The 21,430-nt window shown below is 22.9% G+C and carries 21 protein-coding genes and 4 pseudogenes; 18 read left to right on the top strand and 7 right to left on the bottom strand.

What is annotated here, in order from left to right; genetic code table 4:
* Positions 1-87: 87 nt before the first annotated feature.
* The 18 genes and pseudogenes from AAHM96_RS02880 to AAHM96_RS02790 all read left to right on the top strand — a co-directional run bounded on the left by AAHM96_RS02880 (position 88) and on the right by AAHM96_RS02790 (position 14,167).
* Positions 88-832, top strand: a protein-coding gene (locus tag AAHM96_RS02880; protein WP_425288777.1) for an IS5 family transposase whose coding sequence is annotated in 2 segments (ribosomal slippage) — positions 88-312 and positions 314-832 — 744 coding nt in all. Because the reading frame shifts where the segments join, the coding sequence is not laid out codon by codon here.
* Between the two features lie 494 nt (positions 833-1,326).
* Positions 1,327-1,536 carry a hypothetical protein gene (locus AAHM96_RS02875; protein WP_342273526.1) on the top strand — a complete coding sequence of 70 codons (210 nt, stop codon included), beginning with the start codon at positions 1,327-1,329 and terminating at the stop codon, positions 1,534-1,536.
* A gap of 15 nt (positions 1,537-1,551) precedes the next feature.
* Positions 1,552-1,725 (top strand): hypothetical protein, encoded by a 174-nt coding sequence (locus AAHM96_RS02870; protein WP_342273525.1) that lies wholly within the window; start codon positions 1,552-1,554, stop codon positions 1,723-1,725.
* Positions 1,700-2,356 carry a PD-(D/E)XK nuclease family protein gene (locus AAHM96_RS02865; RefSeq protein WP_342273524.1) on the top strand — a complete coding sequence of 219 codons (657 nt, stop codon included), beginning with the start codon at positions 1,700-1,702 and terminating at the stop codon, positions 2,354-2,356. Before AAHM96_RS02870 ends, AAHM96_RS02865 begins: the two co-directional genes overlap by 26 nt.
* A 1-nt stretch (position 2,357) precedes the next feature.
* Complete coding sequence (locus AAHM96_RS02860; RefSeq protein WP_342273523.1) at positions 2,358-3,164, top strand: recombinase RecT; 807 nt, start codon at positions 2,358-2,360, stop codon at positions 3,162-3,164.
* A gap of 97 nt (positions 3,165-3,261) precedes the next feature.
* On the top strand, positions 3,262-3,753 hold the full coding sequence (locus AAHM96_RS02855; protein WP_342273522.1) for a hypothetical protein: 492 nt from the start codon (positions 3,262-3,264) through the stop codon (positions 3,751-3,753).
* A complete protein-coding gene (locus AAHM96_RS02850) occupies positions 3,746-3,880 on the top strand; it encodes a hypothetical protein (RefSeq protein ID WP_339040950.1) in 135 nt (44 codons plus the stop codon). The genes AAHM96_RS02855 and AAHM96_RS02850 overlap by 8 nt, the downstream gene beginning before the upstream one ends.
* Positions 3,880-4,008, top strand: coding sequence for a hypothetical protein (locus AAHM96_RS02845; protein WP_342273521.1), 129 nt, complete (start codon positions 3,880-3,882; stop codon positions 4,006-4,008). Before AAHM96_RS02850 ends, AAHM96_RS02845 begins: the two co-directional genes overlap by 1 nt.
* A gap of 33 nt (positions 4,009-4,041) precedes the next feature.
* Positions 4,042-4,859, top strand: a pseudogene (locus AAHM96_RS02840) (IS5 family transposase).
* Positions 4,860-4,982: 123 nt separating this feature from the next.
* A complete protein-coding gene (locus AAHM96_RS02835) occupies positions 4,983-5,255 on the top strand; it encodes a hypothetical protein (protein WP_342273520.1) in 273 nt (90 codons plus the stop codon).
* 20 nt (positions 5,256-5,275) lie between these two features.
* Positions 5,276-5,830 carry a hypothetical protein gene (locus tag AAHM96_RS02830; protein WP_342273519.1) on the top strand — a complete coding sequence of 185 codons (555 nt, stop codon included), beginning with the start codon at positions 5,276-5,278 and terminating at the stop codon, positions 5,828-5,830.
* A gap of 1,263 nt (positions 5,831-7,093) precedes the next feature.
* A pseudogene (locus AAHM96_RS02825) lies at positions 7,094-7,882 on the top strand (IS5 family transposase).
* A pseudogene (locus AAHM96_RS02820) lies at positions 7,882-8,535 on the top strand (IS256 family transposase); the annotation flags it as partial. The pseudogenes AAHM96_RS02825 and AAHM96_RS02820, both read left to right, overlap by 1 nt.
* A 127-nt stretch (positions 8,536-8,662) precedes the next feature.
* Positions 8,663-9,640: an IS3 family transposase gene (locus AAHM96_RS02815; protein WP_342272762.1), complete on the top strand. Its 978-nt coding sequence runs from the start codon at positions 8,663-8,665 to the stop codon at positions 9,638-9,640.
* A gap of 622 nt (positions 9,641-10,262) precedes the next feature.
* A complete protein-coding gene (locus AAHM96_RS02810; protein ID WP_342273518.1) occupies positions 10,263-11,129 on the top strand; it encodes a hypothetical protein in 867 nt (288 codons plus the stop codon).
* Between the two features lie 98 nt (positions 11,130-11,227).
* A pseudogene (locus AAHM96_RS02800) lies at positions 11,228-12,190 on the top strand (IS256 family transposase); the annotation flags it as partial.
* A gap of 134 nt (positions 12,191-12,324) precedes the next feature.
* Positions 12,325-13,302, top strand: coding sequence for an IS3 family transposase (locus AAHM96_RS02795; RefSeq protein ID WP_342272748.1), 978 nt, complete (start codon positions 12,325-12,327; stop codon positions 13,300-13,302).
* Between the two features lie 241 nt (positions 13,303-13,543).
* On the top strand, positions 13,544-14,167 hold the full coding sequence (locus tag AAHM96_RS02790; protein ID WP_342272751.1) for a DDE-type integrase/transposase/recombinase: 624 nt from the start codon (positions 13,544-13,546) through the stop codon (positions 14,165-14,167).
* Positions 14,168-14,671: 504 nt separating this feature from the next.
* Here the strand turns inward: AAHM96_RS02790 and AAHM96_RS02785 are convergent.
* The 7 genes from AAHM96_RS02785 to AAHM96_RS08440 form a co-directional block, all read right to left on the bottom strand.
* Entirely contained in the window at positions 14,672-15,478 is an 807-nt protein-coding gene (locus AAHM96_RS02785; protein WP_342273516.1) for an SDR family NAD(P)-dependent oxidoreductase, read from the bottom strand.
* 23 nt (positions 15,479-15,501) lie between these two features.
* Positions 15,502-16,143 (bottom strand): CDP-diacylglycerol--glycerol-3-phosphate 3-phosphatidyltransferase, encoded by a 642-nt coding sequence (gene pgsA / locus AAHM96_RS02780; protein WP_281749402.1) that lies wholly within the window; start codon positions 16,141-16,143, stop codon positions 15,502-15,504.
* Between the two features lie 210 nt (positions 16,144-16,353).
* Positions 16,354-18,237: a VirD4-like conjugal transfer protein, CD1115 family gene (locus AAHM96_RS02775; protein WP_342273515.1), complete on the bottom strand. Its 1,884-nt coding sequence runs from the start codon at positions 18,235-18,237 to the stop codon at positions 16,354-16,356.
* 208 nt (positions 18,238-18,445) lie between these two features.
* The gene (locus AAHM96_RS02770; RefSeq protein WP_342273514.1) at positions 18,446-19,804 is read right to left on the bottom strand and encodes an Mbov_0396 family ICE element transmembrane protein; all 1,359 of its coding nucleotides are present in this window, start codon (positions 19,802-19,804) and stop codon (positions 18,446-18,448) included.
* 53 nt (positions 19,805-19,857) lie between these two features.
* Positions 19,858-20,160 (bottom strand): hypothetical protein, encoded by a 303-nt coding sequence (locus tag AAHM96_RS02765; protein WP_281749399.1) that lies wholly within the window; start codon positions 20,158-20,160, stop codon positions 19,858-19,860.
* A gap of 366 nt (positions 20,161-20,526) precedes the next feature.
* The gene (locus AAHM96_RS08445; RefSeq protein ID WP_342273704.1) at positions 20,527-20,949 is read right to left on the bottom strand and encodes a transposase family protein; all 423 of its coding nucleotides are present in this window, start codon (positions 20,947-20,949) and stop codon (positions 20,527-20,529) included.
* Between the two features lie 2 nt (positions 20,950-20,951).
* The gene (locus AAHM96_RS08440; protein WP_342272745.1) at positions 20,952-21,344 is read right to left on the bottom strand and encodes a transposase family protein; all 393 of its coding nucleotides are present in this window, start codon (positions 21,342-21,344) and stop codon (positions 20,952-20,954) included.
* Between the last annotated feature and the right edge of the window lie 86 nt (positions 21,345-21,430).

Raw genomic sequence — 21,430 nt, 5'->3', positions numbered from 1 at the left:
TTTTTTCACTTTATTAATTGGCCTTTTTTACCAATATAACACAGTAAAAATTATCCTAGTAATGTTAGCAAAGAGCAATTTGAAAATATAAAATCAATTTTAGAAAATACTAAAAAGAGAACTAAACCAAGAAGTTTAGATTTATATGAAGTATTTTGTGCAGTTTTATATGTATTAAAAAGTGGTTGCCAGTGAAGAATGTTACCAAAAAATTTTCCAAAATGACAAATTGTATATTATTATTATTTTCAAGCTTGAAGTAAAAATAATGATAAAGAATGTAGTGTATTACAATTAGTTTTAAAAAAAATTAGTCAAGGCATTTCGTATCAATAATGGTAGAAAAGAACAAACTAGTTTTTGTATAATTGATTCACAAAGTGTTAAAAATACAGATACTACTAAAAATAAAGGTTATGATGCTGGTAAAAAGATTTCAGGAATAAAGCGTCATATTGCTGTTGATTCTCAAGGTTTACCACATGCAATTTACATAACCACAGCAGAAAAAACAGATCGTAATAGTGCTATAATAATGATTGAAAATGAAAAAGAGAATCTTTCTGCAGTTCAAAAAATACTAGTAGATGCTGGTTATACTAGTGAAAAATTTGCTTCTAAAATTAAAACAATTATAAATGCAAATGTTGAAGTTATAAAACGTAATGAATTACATTCTTTTGTAGTATTACCAAAAAGATGAGTTGTAGAACGAAGTTTTGCATGATTAGAAAAATGCAGAAGATTATGAAAAAATTGTGAAAAAAAATTAAATACTAGCTTACAAATGGTTGTTCTTGCCTTTATTTCAATTTTATTGAAAAGATTTTAAACAGGTTCTAAATTAACATTAATCATTATGAATCCTTTCTACTTCTACGTATAAGCCTTATCACCTACAGTGATAAAAGGCTTATATACTACTAACTAAATACTTATACTACTCTACGTATAGGCTTATGCTACTGTAAGTAGCAAAGCCTTGGAGGGTAGGGGTTCTAGGGGAAGGGAACCAAAATTTCTGAAATTTTCAAAGAGCAACACAAAAATTACTATTGGAATATTCCAGCACAATAGCCTACATAATTTTTTATTTAGTTATGGAATAATTAATTACTTTAATAAAGTGCTGGTTTAATAAAATAATTAATTTTAATTGTTAAACAATTAAAAATGAGAGTTTTATCTCTCATTTATATTTTTATTAAATCTAACTAAGGTTGCAATACGTCCAGATATGTATTTAACAAGTGATAATTGAGATTACTTAGAAGAATATTATATTAATGAATTACAATTAGAAAATTTTAAAGGAGTGTAAAAATAATGAATAGATTAGAATTAAAAAATGCAAGAAAATTAATAGAAAAATTTGAAGAATTACAAGAAGAATTTAATAGTAAATATGAAAATAGTTTAGACGTTAGAATTGATGATGATTATGAATTAAACATTAGTAATGATTATTTTAATTATGAAAATGTAAATAAATTAGAACAAGCAATTATTGATTATAAAAGAATTATTAAAGGTTAAAGGAAATGAATAAATATGGTAGCAGCTCCAAAAAAGAAACCAGAAGATTTAATTATTAAACAAATTCATATTAGATTAAATAAAAATGATTATTATGAATTAAAAAAGATGTGTTTAGAATATGATATTACAATTAATAGTTTTGTAAAGAATTTAATTAAAAATGCAATTAAACAATCAAAAAAATAATTTAATTTTTAAAAAAGAAACACATCAATATTTTATTAAAAATAAAGAATTAATATCAGTAAGTAAAATACTTGATTATTATTTAGGTAATTCATATTGTAAATGTAATAAATGTAAATATTGTTTTAATATTTATAATGCAAAAATTCGTGGTAATGCAGTTCATAAAGTAGCAGAATTATATTTTAAAAATATAAATATTAAAAATATTAGTAATCAAATTAAAAATTATATTAAAGATTTATTTTCACAAAATTATTTAAATTATTGTTATACATTATTAGATTATTTACCTATTAAATTTATTAATAATAATGAATATATTAGTGAAAAAATATTTAATTATGATATTGTTGCTGGAACACCAGATTTAATTTATAAAGAAAATAATTTAAATATAATAATAGATTTTAAAACTTATAAAGTTTTTACTAAAGAATTATTAGAAAAATCAAAATTACAAATAATAGCATATTATTGATTATTAAAAAATAATAATTATGAATTATCAAATATTCATTTTATATGTTGAGTTAAAGAAACTGAAATTGAATTAATAAAAGTAGAAATAACAAATGAATTATTAATTGAATGAGAAAAAGCAATTTGAACATGAAAGGAATTAAAATAAAATGGCAAATGAATTATTAGTTAAAAATATTAATAATGGTAATGTAGAAAAATTTATTAGACAAAAAGGTATTATTAATAATTTAGAAATTCAAAAATTTAAAAGTAATGTATTATCAATTTCAAATCAATATGGTTTAGATAAAGCATATCCAGAAACTATTATTAATAGTTGTTATCAAGCAGTATTATTGAATTTACCATTAGAAAAGAATTTTGGTTATTGTTATATTGTACCTTATTGAGATAGTAATACAAAAGTAAATAATGCTCAATTTCAAATGGGATATAAAGGTTATATTCAATTAGCATTACGTTCACAACAATATAAAGAAATTAATGTAAGTGATGTTAGATTAACAGAAATTAAAAAAGTAGATAGACTTAAGGGAATTGAATTTAATTGAATACAAGATGATTTAGAAAGATTGAAACAACCTATTATTGGTTATGTAGCATATTTTCAGTTAGTAAATGGTTTTGAAAAAACTTTATATATGTCAAAAGAACAAATTGAAAAACATTTTTTAAAATATTCAAAAACTTATGCAAAAAATAAAGAATTTGTTGTTAGTGATTTTGATAGTATGGCATTAAAAACTGTATTAACTCAATTATTAAGAAAATGGGGAATTATGAGTACTGAAATGCAAATTGCATATGAAAGTGACCAAGCAATTATTAGTGAAAATGAAAAAATATATATTGATAATCCAAATACTAATAATGTAATTGAAAATAATATAAATTTTCAACAATTAGAAGAAAATATAAGTAAATTAGATAATTTGGTATTTAAAAATGAATAAAAGAAAACAAGTTGAACATGGAATTAAAGTAGCAAAAAAAGAAAAACAATTAATGAAAATATTAAAAAGACTAAGTTTAAATTAAGGAGAAATAATTATGACTAATTATTTACTTTCAATTGACCCAAGTATAAAAAATACTGGATTTACTTTATGAGAAAATAAAAGACCAATATTAGTAACTAGTTATAGTTTTAAAAATTATAAAGGAAAAAGAAGTTTTTATTGAGCTATAAAAGCTGGTAATGATGAATTAAATTTAATTATTGAACGTGGTACTTTTCATTCCAAAAATGGTATTGGTTATGAAACACAAGAACATTTAAGAGGTTTTATTGCTGGACAATTTAATAAATTATTAACAAAAAATATGTTAATTAGTCCTTCTTCATGAAAGAAATGATATAGAAGTCAATCATTTATAAATATTTTAATTAATGATGAATGAGATAAAGAAAGTTCAATAAGACTAGCAAAAGTATTATTAATTGAACAAAATAATTGAAATATAACAATATCAAATCATGATGAAGCAGATAGTTTATTAATTGGTTGATATTATTTAAATAAGGAGAATAAAAATGAGTAAGTTTGAAACAGATTATTATGCAATGAAAAGTATACAAGAATTTAGTGAAAATATAGGAAAATTAAAAAAATTAAAAAACTTAGAAATATCAATTAATTTATGTACTTGTAAAAAGGAAGTAAAATAATGCAAAAGCAAAAACAAGAAAAAGTATTACTTAAATGTATTGTTAAAGATTGTAATAGTAAAGTATTAGTTACTTTAAAAACTTTAAATATTAGACTTGGTGCAAAACCTTTAATTTTAATAATTTAACGGTTATTATTAATATCAAAGGTGATAATTATTATGTTAAAAAAATACAAAGATGAACAAGAATTTTATAGTTTAGTGGGAATAAAACTACAAACATTTCAAAAAATGGTTGAAATTTTAAAAAAAGCTGAAGCAATTAAAAAAGCAGTTGGTGGTAAACCTAATAAATTATCAATAGAAAATCGTTTATTAATGACATTAGAATACTGAAAAGAGTATAGTAGTTATAGAGTTATTGCAAAAAGATATAATATTAGTCATACTAGCTGCATTCGTAATATTTTTTGAATTGAAAATACTTTAATAAAAAGTGGAATTTTTAATTTATCTGGCAAAAAAGATTTAATCAAAAATAAAGGAATCAATAATACTTTACTAGCTATTGATGCTACTGAAACTCCAATTGAAAGAATTAAAAAAAACTAAAATTACTTTTTTCGGGTAAAAACAAACATCATACTCTTAAATCGCAAATAATTATTGATATTTTAAATGGAAAAATTATTTCAACCGCTTTTTGTTTTGGAAGCATTCATGATTTTAAAAGTAATTTAAAATCTAAAACTTTTATTCATCCAGAAAAACAAGTTTTTGTTGATTCAGGTTATCAAGGAATACAAAATATTCATAAAAATACATTTTTGCCATTTAAAAAAAGTAAATACAATAAATTAATACCAATTCAAAAAGAATACAATAAAACTTTAAGCAAAATTAGAATTAAAATTGAACACGTATTTGCTAAACTAAAACGTTTTAAAATTTTAACTTTAAAATATCGCAATAAAATACGAAGATTTGCATTAAGATTTAATTTAATAGCAGGAATATATAATTTTGAATTACCTTAGTTTTGCACCAAGTCTATTGAAGATAGTGTAATTCAATTTTTTAATATGTGTTATTTTCATAAAAAACAATTTAAAAATAAAATAAAAGAAATTAAAAATGAATTTAAAAATAAGGAGTAAATTATGAATTTATGAGACTTTTTAAAATATAGTGATAAATATAATGTTTTTAAAATATTTACTGAAGATAAAGAAATATATTTTTCATGAAATGGTGGAAGTAGTGAATTAGATGATGACCGTATTTTACTAGGTTATGAATTAGCAGACTGAAAAGTTTTATCATATAAACAATATCCAAATGAAATTATGGTATTTATTAAATTAGATAATCAATTAATACAAAATTATAATCATTTTCCAGATTATTTCCAGATACAAAAAAAGAAAGATTAAATTATAATAAGGAGTAAATAATGACTAAACGTGAATTTTTAATTAAATGAAAAATTGATAAAGATAAAAATATTAAATTAGATTTTGAAAATGATTTAATTTATGAAAATATAGCATTATCTAGTTCATTTAATGAAAATTTTATAAATGAAATAATTGAATTATTAAATGATTATTTCAAAGTAAATGAGTTTTTATTTTGAAAGGAAGATTTTATGAATAATTTACAATCACGAATTAAAGAATTAGAAAAAGAGATTGAAATAAAAAATGGAATGATTCACTTTATTGAGAAAAAAAATAATATTGAAATTAATAAAAAAAATCCAGACAGTAAATTTATAAAATTTTATAATCATGAAATTGAAAAATATCAAAAAGAAATTTGTGAAATTTATAATGAACTTTATAAGTTATGAGAAGAAGAAAATAAATCTAATTTAAATATTTCATACCAAGTACATGAAGATAAATCAAGTCTACTATTGCAAGAACAAATATTAAATATAAATAATGAAGAAAATTTACTAAATACAGATAATTATTCTAATCATAATCATTGTATTATTTTATAAATAAAAAAAGTTACCTTAATTGGTAACTTTTTAATTAGGTGCCAACCTAACAACAATATAAGTTTGAGAACTTTTTTATTTCATATACTTACTTATGTAAGTACTATAATTATACATTATTTAAGATTGTGAGGAAATATTATTTTGATTAGATTTTCTTTTAAGTTTAAAAATGGATTTTAATTTTGGAAATTTTTTAATTATTTTTAGAATTATTGGAATAAAGTAAAAACATAATAACTCAATACATCCAAAAATAATAAATATGTAATAAACACTTTTTATATTTAAATTATTAGCAAAAAAATAAAAAAGTAAAGGACATATAAGAAAAAAAGTTAAACTAGTATATATAGTTTTTAAAATTCTTATTATCACAAAAACGAATAAATAATTTGTATGGTACAAACATTATAAATAAAAATGTTAGAGATATTGCAATTGAAATTGTGTAAGGAGAATTTATAAAATCATTTCATCATGGTCAAAATTCATTACGATTTAAAAAATACATTTTTATTCACTTCCTAAAATTTAATTATATTTTTATTTTACCAAATTATCTTGCATTTAAAACTACTTTATTAATATTAGATTTAATATTTGATATATATCTATATGCTCAACTTTTATCTGGTTCTCTTTGTGCAGAATTGGTATATTCTATTTTACCTAAATTACCTTGTAAATAAATAATTCAATTTAATTTTTCAGAGTTATTAACTATGCTAAACACTATAGGATAATCATTATTTATTTTTTGTTCATAAGAATTATAACTCTTCTTAATTTTTAAATCAAATTCGTAATTACAGAAAGAATATGAAGTAAAAATATTATATTTGCTAAAACTTTTATAATAAGCATTTGCAAAATAATCATTAACTTCATTAGGAACAATTGTACCAAACTTACTAAAAAATTCAGATTCTGGAAAATTGCCTTTATTTATTTTTAAATCTTTTAAATCAATAGTTATACTTGTAGCTTTTACTTCTTTTGAAGGATTAAAAGTTTCGTTATTAATATCAATAGTATTTAAATCAGAACTTTTTAAATTTGATATTGTTTCAATCTTATAACTATAATATATTGTTATACTTTTGTAAAATCTTTGTAAATCATTAAAAGTATTAATTAATAATGTAGGGTCTAATAATGAATTTAAATCAATTTCATATTTACTAAATTTACTTAGAACCTGTTTAAAATCTTTTAGAGAATAGGATAAAATGATTATATATTTTAAAATAAGAGGTATATATGTGTAAAAATTATCCTAGTAATGTTAGCAAAGAGCAATTTGAAAATATAAAATCAATTTTAGAAAATACTAAAAAGAGAACTAAACCAAGAAGTTTAGATTTATATGAAGTATTTTGTGCAGTTTTATATGTATTAAAAAGTGGTTGCCAGTGAAGAATGTTACCAAAAAATTTTCCAAAATGACAAATTGTATATTATTATTTTCAAGCTTGAAGTAAAAATAATGATAAAGAACCTAGTGTATTACAATTAGTTTTAAAAAAAATTAGTCAAGGCATTTCGTATCAATAATGGTAGAAAAGAACAAACTAGTTTTTGTATAATTGATTCACAAAGTGTTAAAAATACAGATACTACTAAAAATAAAGGTTATGATGCTGGTAAAAAGATTTCAGGAATAAAGCGTCATATTGCTGTTGATTCTCAAGGTTTACCACATGCAATTTACATAACCACAGCAGAAAAAACAGATCGTAATAGTGCTATAATAATGATTGAAAATGAAAAAGAGAATCTTTCTGCAGTTCAAAAAATACTAGTAGATGCTGGTTATACTGGTGAAAAATTTGCTTCTAAAATTAAAACAATTATAAATGCAAATGTTGAAGTTATAAAACGTAATGAATTACATTCTTTTATAGTATTACCAAAAAGATGAGTTGTAGAACGAAGTTTTGCATGATTAGAAAAATGCAGAAGATTATGAAAAAATTGTGAAAAAAATTAAATACTAGCTTACAAATGGTTGTTCTTGCCTTTATTTCAATTTTATTGAAAAGATTTTAAACAGGTTCTTAGAAAGTGTCTATCCGATTGTTTATTTTGATTGCATAGTAGTGAAAGTACGACAAGATAAAAGGATTATTAATAAATCAGTTTATATAGCTTTAGGAGTTGATTTAGAAGGTAAAAAAGATGTTTTAGGTTTATGAATTAGTGAAAATGAAGGTGCTAAATTTTGATTAGCAAATTTAACAGAAATGAAAAATCGTGGCTTAAATGATATTCTTATTGCCTGCAGTGATAATTTAACAGGCATGTCAGAAGCAATACAATCAGTTTATCTTAAAACAGAACATCAATTATGCATAGTTCATCAAATTAGAAATAGTTTGAAATATGTCTCATATAAGCATCGAAAATCTCTAGTTGCAGATTTAAAACCAATTTATACTGCATGTAGTGAAGAACAAGCAATGCAGGCTTTAGAATCGTTTGAAAGTAAATGAAATAAACAATATCCTCAAATTGCTAAATCTTGATATAAAAATTGAGATAATTTAATGGTTTTTATTAGTTATCCAGTAGAAATCAAAAGAGTGATTTATACTACAAATGCTATTGAATCTGTAAATAGTCAATTACGAAAAGTTATCAGAAATAAAAAAGTTTTTCCTAATGATATGGCAGTTTTTAAAATATTTTATTTAGCAATTGAAAATAGCCACTTGCCACTTGCCACTTAGCCCTTTTTACTAGACCATTAATTTAAAAAACCTGAATGTATTCTAAAAACAATTGTGTTATATAATTAACACTAATTTTAACCTGAAAGGATTTTTATTAATGGATAAAATTAAACAAATAGCATTAGTAATTAACAAATTAAATATCAAAGAAAAAATTAAAATTATTGATGATTGTAAAAATCAATATTCAATTAGAAACCTATGTCAATATCTTCAATTAAACAGATCAACATATTACTTTTTAAAAAATAAACAAAAACCTATTAAAAAAGAAGAAAATCATATTATTAAATGCAATCATAAATATCAAAAAATATGCCAACTTTTAATCGAATTTCATTCTACAAGAAAAGGCAGAATTTATGGATATTTAAGAATTTTTTCAGCTTTTAAAGAGTGATTAAAACAAGAAAAAAATATCATTTTAAATATAGAATTATCAATAAAACAAATGCGAAAAATTATGAAAGAACACAATATTCAAGGATTAAAACAAACTAAAAATAACTATCCTAAAAACAAAAAAAATCCAAATAAGTGAATACCTACAATGGATAAAGTAAACAAAGATTATAAAAGTACAACCTCTTCAAATCAAATTTGATCAATGGACACTAAACAAATAAATACTAAAGAAGGATGATTATATCTTTTTGTAATTATTGATTTTTATTCAAATAATGTTGTTAGTTATAATATTGCTCCTAATAAATCATATCAGGATTTAATTCTTCCTGCTCTTGAAAAAATCAACAAACAATTTTCTTGAAATCAAATAAAAAATGTTATTTTACATTCAGATAACGCCAACGAATTTTATTGTCACGATATCACAAAATGAGCAGAGGATAAACAAATAATTTTAAGCAAAAAACAACCTTATGATATTGGTGGTAATGTATTATCTGAAAACTGATTTTCTCATTTATCTCAAGAATGACTACCTAAAGGATCAAATCAATATTTATCCATCAATGAAGCTATAAATGATGTAAATCAATATGTTATGTTTTATAATTATGAAAGAATACATTCTAAATTTCTAAAACCACCAATTTTACAAATTAAAATTTAGAATTTTATATCAAAAATGGTCCAGTAATTAAGGGCCAACCACCCATATTTTCAATATAATCAACAAGTTACATATAATTAATAGTATAGGTCTCACAAAATAAACGCTTTTAATTTAGGCGATATTTTGCATTTAAAAGGATACTTGTAAAAATAATCAAAAATAGTACAATTTATAAGTAAAATCAAGGAAAAAAGGAGTAATTAAAGATGAAAACATGAATAAAAACAAATTTAAGTAAAATAACATTAGCATTAGCACTAACTGGTGCTACAACCGGAACAATAGGATTAATCATGGGGGGTGCTTACCCACGAAAATAGTAAAGATTTATCATTTTATAATTATGACCGTATAAAAACTGTTGGTGGTAAAGGAGCAATTATATGGTCACAACCTATGAATAATCAACACAAAATATTTTTGTATTTTGATATTAAATCAAGACATCAAGGAGATATAAACTGAGATGGCAAATATCCCGATGGATATTTTAACAAATAATATTGATATTTATATATAAACATATATAATTTCAATAAGAACTAAATAAATTTTTTTTAACTCATTGCTTTATTTTTAAAGTAAATGATTTTTTTATTTTTAAGGAGATTTAAAAAATATGATTACAAAAAAAGAACAAGATTTTATTAATGGTCAAATATTAGAAAATCAAAAAAATATTGAAGAAATTGAAAAACAAATTCAAAATTTAGAAAAAGAAAGAAATTATTTTCAAAACGAAATTTCAATAAATGAAATTACAATAAAAAATTTTAAAACTAATATTATTTTTTGAAGTGAACAAAAGGAAAAAATAGAAACAAAAATAATTAATTATAAAAATCAAATTTTAAAGTTAAAAAAACAAAAAATTAATATATTTAAAAATTTTTTTATTAAAATTTTTTCATTTGGAAAAATCAATATAAATCAAAATATTAATAATTTAATTCAACAAGAAGAGAAAAATTGTGAATTATTAAAAGAAACAAATTTAAATAATCAGAAAAAAATTGAAACTTTAAATTTAACTTATAATGAAAAAAAAGAAAATCATAAAAATTTAATAACTAATATTAATAAAATAACTGAAAATATAAATAAATTATTGAACCATAATAATAAATTATTACAAAATAATAGTAATTTATTATTTAACTTATTAAATCAAAAACAACAAAAAGTAATTATCAAAGTTGATGAACAAACGATTGAAAAATATGAATCAGAAATATTTAAACTTAATGAGAAAATTTGTGATTTAGAAAATAAATTATTATCTAGCAGTAGTGATGAACGATTTCATTCGAAATCTACATCAACAAATTCTTTACCTTCAAGTAATTCATTGTCTTTAAATAAACAACAAAAACCACAAATACCAAAAGTGATTAATAATCTAAAAGAAAAAATTAAACCATCAGAAGAAACTTTAAGAGAATATCCAACAGAAAAAGGTATTCAAAAAAATAAGTTAAATTTCTAAATTAGGAAATGTTTAGTAATCTGTGTAACTTACAAAAATAACTATGTTTAATTAATTCTAGTAAATATAATTAAATGACTAGAAAGAGTGAGTTACAGATGGCTAAAAAAGATAACTTTAATAATAATGATCCAATATCAAAAGCAGTAGATTTATTACTAGAAAATACTGAAGATTTAACAACAGTTTTTAAACCTGGCGGTTTATATAAAGAATTAACAAAAAGATTAGTTGAAAAAATGTTGAATTCTGAAATGCAAAATTATTTAGGATATGAAAAAAATCAACATAGTACTACTGAAAATGCTCGTAATGGTACAAGTTCAAAAAAATTAATAACTCAAACAAGGTAAAATTGAAATTGATGTACCAAGAGATCGCAATAGTAATTTTAATCCTGTAATAGTTCCTAAAAGGCAAAGAAGATTTGATGGTTTTGATCAACAAGTTCTTTCCTTGTATGCAAAAGGAATGACATTATCTGACATTAGAATGCAGTTGCAAGAGTTATATCATGGTGCTGATATTAGTGAAAGTGTTATTAGTCAAATTACTGATGATATTATTGATGATGTTAAAGCATGACAAAATCGACCATTAGAAAGTATTTATCCTATTGTTTATTTTGATTGTATAGTAGTTAAAGTACGACAAGATAAACGGATTATTAACAAATCAGTTTATATAGCATTAGGAGTTGATTTAGAAGGCAAAAAAGATGTTTTAGGATTATGAATTAGTGAAAATGAAGGTTCTAAGTTTTGATTATCTAATTTCACAGAAATGAAAAATCGTGGCTTAAATGATATTCTTATTGCTTGTAGTGATAATTTAACAGGCATGTCAGAAGCAATACAATCAGTTTATCCTAAAACTGAACATCAATTATGCATTGTTCATCAAATTAGAAATAGTTTAAAATATGTTTCATACAAACATCGAAAAGGTCTAGTTGCAGATTTAAAACCAATTTATAGTGCATGTAGTGAAGAACAAGCAATGCAAGCTTTAGAATCGTTGAAAGTAAATGAAATAAACAATATCCTCAAATTACTAAAGCCACTTGCCACTTGCCACTTGCCACTTGCCACTTAGCCCTTTTTACTAGACCATTAATTTAAAAAACCTGAATGTATTCTAAAAACAATTGTGTTATATAATTAACACTAATTTTAACCTGAAAGGATTTTTATTAATGGATAAAATTAAACAAATAGCATTAGTAATTAACAAATTAAATATCAAAGAAAAAATTAAAATTATTGATGATTGTAAAAATCAATATTCAATTAGAAACCTATGTCAATATCTTCAATTAAACAGATCAACATATTACTTTTTAAAAAATAAACAAAAACCTATTAAAAAAGAAGAAAATCATATTATTAAATGCAATCATAAATATCAAAAAATATGCCAACTTTTAATCGAATTTCATTCTACAAGAAAAGGCAGAATTTATGGATATTTAAGAATTTTTTCAGCTTTTAAAGAGTGATTAAAACAAGAAAAAAATATCATTTTAAATATAGAATTATCAATAAAACAAATGCGAAAAATTATGAAAGAACACAATATTCAAGGATTAAAACAAACTAAAAATAACTATCCTAAAAACAAAAAAAATCCAAATAAGTGAATACCTACAATGGATAAAGTAAACAAAGATTATAAAAGTACAACCTCTTCAAATCAAATTTGATCAATGGACACTAAACAAATAAATACTAAAGAAGGATGATTATATCTTTTTGTAATTATTGATTTTTATTCAAATAATGTTGTTAGTTATAATATTGCTTCTAATAAATCATATCAGGATTTAATTCTTCCTGCTCTTGAAAAAATCAACAAACAATTTTCTTGAAATCAAATAAAAAATGTTATTTTACATTCAGATAACGCCAACGAATTTTATTGTCACGATATCACAAAATGAGCAGAGGATAAACAAATAATTTTAAGCAAAAAACAACCTTATGATATTGGTGGTAATGTATTATCTGAAAACTGATTTTCTCATTTATCTCAAGAATGACTACCTAAAGGATCAAATCAATATTTATCCATCAATGAAGCTATAAATGATGTAAATCAATATGTTATGTTTTATAATTATGAAAGAATACATTCTAAATTTCTAAAACCACCAATTTTACAAATTAAAATTTAGAATTTTATATCAAAAATGGTCCAGTAATTAAGGGCCAACCACCCAAAAACCTATTAAAAAAGAAGAAAATCATATTATTAAATGCAATCATAAATATCAAAAAATATGCCAACTTTTAATCGAATTTCATTCTACAAGAAAAGGCAGAATTTATGGATATTTAAGAATTTTTTCAGCTTTTAAAGAGTGATTAAAACAAGAAAAAAATATCATTTTAAATATAGAATTATCAATAAAACAAATGCGAAAAATTATGAAAGAACACAATATTCAAGGATTAAAACAAACTAAAAATAACTATCCTAAAAACAAAAAAAATCCAAATAAGTGAATACCTACAATGGATAAAGTAAACAAAGATTATAAAAGTACAACCTCTTCAAATCAAATTTGATCAATGGACACTAAACAAATAAATACTAAAGAAGGATGATTATATCTTTTTGTAATTATTGATTTTTATTCAAATAATGTTGTTAGTTATAATATTGCTCCTAATAAATCATATCAGGATTTAATTCTTCCTGCTCTTGAAAAAATCAACAAACAATTTTCTTGAAATCAAATAAAAAATGTTATTTTACATTCAGATAACGCCAACGAATTTTATTGTCAAGATATCACAAAATGAGCAGAGGATAAACAAATAATTTTAAGCAAAAAACAACCTTATGATATTGGTGGTAATGTATTATCTGAAAACTGATTTTCTCATTTATCTCAAGAATGACTACCTAAAGGATCAAATCAATATTTATCCATCAATGAAGCTATAAATGATGTAAATCAATATGTTATGTTTTATAATTATGAAAGAATACATTCTAAATTTCTAAAACCACCAATTTTACAAATTAAAATTTAGAATTTTATATCAAAAATGGTCCAGTAATTAAGGGCCAACCACCATTATTGATTTTTATTCAAATAATGTTGTTAGTTATAATATTGCTCCTAATAAATCATATCAGGATTTAATTCTTCCTGCTCTTGAAAAAATCAACAAACAATTTTCTTGAAATCAAATAAAAAATGTTATTTTACATTCAGATAACGCCAACGAATTTTATTGTCAAGATATCACAAAATGAGCAGAGGATAAACAAATAATTTTAAGCAAAAAACAACCTTATGATATTGGTGGTAATATATTATCTGAAAACTGATTTTCTCATTTATCTCAAGAATGACTACCTAAAGGATCAAATCAATATTTATCCATCAATGAAGCTATAAATGATGTAAATCAATATGTTATGTTTTATAATTATGAAAGAATACATTCTAAATTTCTAAAACCACCAATTTTACAAATTAAAATTTAGAATTTTATATCAAAAATGGTCCAGTAATTAAGGGCCAACCACCATTAGCGATTTTTTTGATAATTATATACTAATTTAAGTACCTTTTTTAAGGGTAATATTCTAATAATAGTTCTTGTAATTTTATTAGAAATTCCTGTAATAATAAAACTTTTTCTTTTTGTTTTTAAGGCTGTTTGTAAAGACTTTTTAGCATAAGTTTCAGTATCTAAAACTGGTAATAATGAACTATAATGTTCTTTATTTCCTTTACCATTACTACTACGATTTCAAAATTCAGTTTTTAATGGACCTGGACAAATTGTAATTACTCTTACTTTACTTTTTGCTCTTTTTAATTCATAATTAACTGCAACACCTAAACTTCAAACATATGATTTAGAAGCATAATAACTAGCAAAAACAGGCCCTGGACTAAAAGCTGCCATACTTCCAATATTAATAACACGACCATAATTATTTTTACTAAAACGTTGAACAAATAACTTTGTTAAAATATGTAAACAAGAAATATTTAAATTAATCATATTTAATTCTTGTTCTAACATGCTATCTGCAAATGTTCCTCAAACACCATAACCAGCATTATTAATAACTACTGTTATATTTAATTCTTTTGATAACTCAAATAATTTATAAATATTTTTTAAATCAGATAAATCTAAATCATAATTTTTAACTTGTAAGTATGGATACTTATCTGCTAATTCTAATATTTTTTTACTATCACGTGATACCCCTAATACGTGATAACCTTGTGCTAATAATGCTTGACAGTAATAATATCCCAATCCTTTAGACGCTCCTGTAACTACTGCTCACTGATTCAAAACAATTACTTTATTTATCATTTATATTAATACTCCTTTTATTTTTAGATATTAAACATTTTTTTACTATTTGAACTAATATAATTATAAGCACTAAAAATACTTAATACTGTAGCAACATACATTGGTATCATTACTAATTGATTAATTAAACCATATTGATCATTATTACTATGACCATTAACACTACCATTTAAAAATCGTCAATTAATAAAAAATAAAATTGTAATTCCTAACATTTGTACTGCTGCCTTTATTCTACCATATTTATCAGCAGCCATTACTGTGCCTTTAGTAGCCAAAATTTGACGAACTACATCAATAATAAAATCACGTAATACCAAAATAACTACCATTCAAACCGGAATTATAGTACCACATGCCATTACAATTAAAACACCATTAGTTAAAAGTTTATCTGCAATTGAATCAAAAAATTTACCAAAAGTTGTTACCTGATTAAATTTTCTTGCTCATCATCCATCAATAAAATCACTAATGGCAGCAATAATAAATAAAATTGCTGCTATTAACCAACTAATTGGTAAACTATAATTATTAATATTAATACTTGTTATTCAAAGATGATAAAAATTATCATTATCTATTGGACCGATAATCATTAAACTAACAATAATTGGAACTAATATTAATCTTATTAAAGAAATAATATTGGGAACATTCATATTTAAAATCCTTTCATATAAGTTTATTTATAATATTTAACATTATTATGTACTTACCTTTTTTAGCATAATTTATAAAAAGTAAAACTTATATTTTTGATCTATTCATGAAATAAGTATATCGTTATTTTCTATATCTATCAATAATATACATTTATATATTAAAATAAATATTCTTTTATATACAATTTCTTAACTATTGTTTGTTTTTTATTTTTCTGATTTTTCTCTTTCGGCAGCAGCTTGTGGATTTTTTCTTTTCTCAATATAATAGAATAAGCCAATATAACTTAAATAATAATCTTTATTAAAATCAATTAAACGTGAAGCATTTGTAACAGTTGCTTGTCCTGCCGGTTTACTTCCTCATTCATAAAACGGAATTAAACGTGTTTTTGCTGGATTATGTTTTGCTAAAAAAATAACAGCAGTATCAAAATCTAATTTCATTAACTCACTACCTGTAATTAATTTTTTACCTTGTAATGATGAATTAATATTATCAGCTTTTTTATCTTTATTACCAGAATGGCTATAATTAATAATTGTTTTTTCACCGAACATATCTGAATATTTATTAGCAGTTTGTAAATCCATAGTTTGCAAAAAAGTATGCAAAATACAGTTATTAAAAATAGTTTCTGCTGTTTCTTTACCATATTTTTGTGTTAATTGTTGTAAATCTTGCATAATCATCATGAAAAAAATATTACGACTTCGTGCAACAGTAATCATTTGTGCCATACTAGCAATCGTTGGTATATTACCAAACTCATCAAATAAAAAGTATAAAGGACGTGGTAATTTAATATCAGGCAAAGTACTTGCATAACGAATTGTATTTTTATATAACTGTGCAATAAACATTGATACAAAAGCATTACGTTCATTACTTTCATCAGGTACAACTAAGAAAACAGCACTTGGTTTTTTTACAATTTCATCTAAATTTATATCATTACTACAACTAATATTTCGTGTCACTGGATCAGTAAATAAACGTAATCCATTAGCAACCATTTGACTAATTGATCCCGCAGTTTCTTCAGCACCTTCTAATGCACCTAAACCAATTTGACGAGCTAAACTATGAGTTGGCATTTTTTTTAGAATTTCAACATATCGTTGACGATTAGTAGCAACAATAGCAGCATTTGACATACTAAAGTATTTTAACGGAACATCAGGTTGATCTTCAAGTTGTTCTAGCATAAATAACATAATTGATTTAACAACTTGCATCGCTGATTGATTTCAAAATTTTTGTTTTGGATCTGATTCAGGAAATAAGGCTTCAACAATATCATTAATTCATGATAATGCCATTGATTCATAAGTAATTGATTCATTTAAAGGATTATTTTCTTTTTTTAAACGCATTGATTCTACATAAAAATCATATACTTTAACAAAAGGATTTCATGAATTAGATACTGATGTATCACGTAAATTAATAACATAAACATCGTAACCATTATCTTTTAATATTTTAGAATGATTTTGAAATAATTCTCCTTTTGGGTCAGTAATAACCATTGATGGTTTAATTTTTGATTGGGCATTTAAATATATAGTTGGAATAACTAATTTTTGAGTTTTACCACTTCCTGTTCCCCCAATTACAATATTATGAGCATCAGACTTAATATTAAATTGGACACCACCAATTTTAGTCTTTGTTGTTTGAACAACAATACCGTAATCATTTTCAACAGTTTTTGATAAAGGAAAGGTATTAGCAATTTCAGTGGGTGTTAATCAAGCAGCAGATCCATACACTTTATTTTTTGAATCACGTAAAAAGCGACTTTTATTATGAGTTTCACGATAAATTTTATATTTATGAATCATAAAGTAAGATAATAAAACTGAAAATTCAATAAGAAATAGAATTAAAAATATTAATCAATAATTAATAACATCCTGTATTAAAAATTTAAGTGTAAATGGTTGTTGATTATCGCCAATATGAGAAAACATGTTACGAACAAAGACTAAAGCATAAACTAATAAAGTATTTATTAATACTAAAAAGGGTATAACAATTATAATTACTGCTGGTAGTACTCATTTTTTTTCACGAATAAATTTCATTTTTATGTTCCTTTATTTTTTATATATTTTATAATAATTTATATTTTACCCATATTGGGAAATAACACCAGCAATACTTGATATTATTAATAATAAAATACCAATAGTTACATTACGTCTTCAACGATAACTTTTTTTCTTTTTAAATTCATTTTTTGTTTTTTTAAATTTCATGATTATTTCTCCAAGATTTTAATATTTTACTTTTTTATTCATCAGAATCTCCTCTTCTTGCATTCTTTCTAATATTATTTAAATTTACAACAGGTTGCTTAAAAGCAGCATTAGCCATATTTTTTAATCCAACGAAAGGATTTTTTAAATTATTTTTTGTATCTTGTCATTTAGTACCATGATCATTAGAATTTTGAAATTTACCAATTCCTTTAGCAACTCCTTTAGTACCTTTACCTAAATAACCCGCGATACCATTTTTTAATAGTCCATTTGCTTTCTTTTCGCTACCATCAGGATTTCTTCCATCTTTAGCACCACCAAATGCAATTTGTTTTCCAAGTTTTAATGCACCAGCACCACCGGCTGCAAGGCTAGCAAAAGTCCGAGCTTTACCCATAATATTTCCAGCAATAGCTGCTCCATTAGAATCAATAGCACTTTGTACACCTAAGTTTTGTGTTACTAAGTGATTAATAATTTTTTGAGTTCTTAAACAACTAATAGCACCGGCTGTACAAAATAATGTATATAAAACTTGTTTTTCAAGTCAACTAAAATTAGTATTATTAGTAATATCTACTATTGCTTTTGGTAATATTTCAAGGAATATATAAATAGGTAACATCGTTCCTGGACCAATAATAAACTTACCTATTACCATTTCTTTTCAAACACCCAATCTTTTTCCTTGATCAACAGGCATCATAGAAGCAACAATTGGTGATATTGAAAATAAAAGTAATAAATCAATAATTCTTTCAACCAATGTCATTGATGCAACAAATAATACATATAAAGTAAATCACACCGCAATAATTTCAAGAATAAAGTTTCAATGTTTTAATTGAGAAATAGATGGCATTGAATAAACACCAGGATCATGCTGAGCAGCATTAGCATCGGGTGCACCAATACCTCATAATAAATCAGCTAAACTAGCATTTTTTCCTAAAGCTGTAATTTGTAAAACTGCCAATAATCCTGTTATTAAATAATTTATAGTACTCATAAAAAATGGAATGAAAACAATTACTAAAAAAGCTAAAAATGTATTTTTTATAGCCTTACCTAATTTTTCTCTAATTGTATGTGTTTCAGTAAATTGGATAATAATTAATTGCATAATAAACATAATAAGTATTACGCCAATTGAAACAATTGCTAATGCTGAAAAAAATACTGGTAAATTTTTACTATTAAGTGGGTCTTTAGTAAAATCTCCAAAAACTAAATTAGTTATCGCATCAGTTGTTAAATAATCAAATATGCCGCCATGACCATGATTAGGTGATCTCAATAAAATGTCAATTAAATATAATGGTCCTTGAATGAAAATAAGTCAAGGTATAAATAATAAAGCTCCTAGTATAATATCTGTTAGTCAATCCATATTTTCATCTCTTTTCTCTTATAACTTAATATCAAGTTAATATATAACTTTCTTTAGTTAGTAGGAAGAATATTTGGATTACCACCAAAGGCTTGCACAAGAGCAATTATTATTGCTGATGCAGTAATACCAATAATTGGTGCAATTAATGTATACATAAACGCTTTTTTAATCTCACTTCTACGTTGTGGATCATCACCAGCAGCCGCTAAATCTTTTGCCAATATAATTATTTTAAAAACACTAAATGCAATTAAAGCAGCAATTAGCAATCCTGCAAGTGCCGAAACATAAGGTTTTGCTACATCAATGATTTTATTTATATCAGGTCCATCTGATAGATAATTAAAAATCATAAGTTTTTTCTCCTTAAATAATAAAAAAATAAAATTATTTACTAATCAAAATTGTTTATAAAGCATGAATTTATCTAATAATATAATAAGCCTTATTTTACTCCTTAAAGAGATAAATTAGGACTTACAGTCAAATTCATATGTTATAAATAATGTTGATACACATTAATTATAGTTGGTTTTAAAATAAAGTAAATAAAAATTTTCAATTTTATCAACTTATTTTTTATTATTTTATAAAATTTATTATTTAAATAAAATCATATTAATAAAACTTATAAGTTTTATTAATATGAAAGTATCTTTATTTAATTTAAAAATAAATTAACAATTATTGATGAAATCGATAATAGACTTGGTGCAAAACTAAGGTAATTCAAAATTATATATTCCTGCTATTAAATTAAATCTTAATGCAAATCTTCGTATTTTATTGCGATATTTTAAAGTTAAAATTTTAAAACGTTTTAGTTTAGCAAATACGTGTTCAATTTTAATTCTAATTTTGCTTAAAGTTTTATTGTATTCTTTTTGAATTGGTATTAATTTATTGTATTTACTTTTTTTAAATGGCAAAAATGTATTTTTATGAATATTTTGTATTCCTTGATAACCTGAATCAACAAAAACTTGTTTTTCTAGATGAATAAAAGTTTTAGATTTTAAAAGTAATTTAAAATCATGAATGCTTCCAAAACAAAAAGCGGTTGAAATAATTTTTCCATTTAAAATATCAATAATTATTTGCGATTTAAGAGTATGATGTTTGTTTTTACCCGAAAAAAGTAATTTTAGTTTTTTTTAATTCTTTCAATTGGAGTTTCAGTAGCATCAATAGCTAGTAAAGTATTATTGATTCCTTTATTTTTGATTAAATCTTTTTTGCCAGATAAATTAAAAATTCCACTTTTTATTAAAGTATTTTCAATTCAAAAAATATTACGAATGCAGCTAGTATGACTAATATTATATCTTTTTGCAATAACTCTATAACTACTATACTCTTTTCAGTATTCTAATGTCATTAATAAACGATTTTCTATTGATAATTTATTAGGTTTACCACCAACTGCTTTTTTAATTGCTTCAGCTTTTTTTAAAATTTCAACCATTTTTTGAAATGTTTGTAGTTTTATTCCCACTAAACTATAAAATTCTTGTTCATCTTTGTATTTTTTTAACATAATAATTATCACCTTTGATATTAATAATAACCGTTAAATTATTAAAATTAAAGGTTTTGCACCAAGTCTAATGTATAAAAAATATA

Origin of the sequence: Spiroplasma endosymbiont of Acasis viretata, assembly GCF_964031275.1 — a bacterium.
GTDB classification, from domain to species: Bacteria; Bacillota_I; Bacilli_A; order Mycoplasmatales; family VBWQ01; genus Spiroplasma_E; species Spiroplasma_E ixodetis_A.
This window is presented reverse-complemented; position numbering and strand designations above follow the sequence as displayed.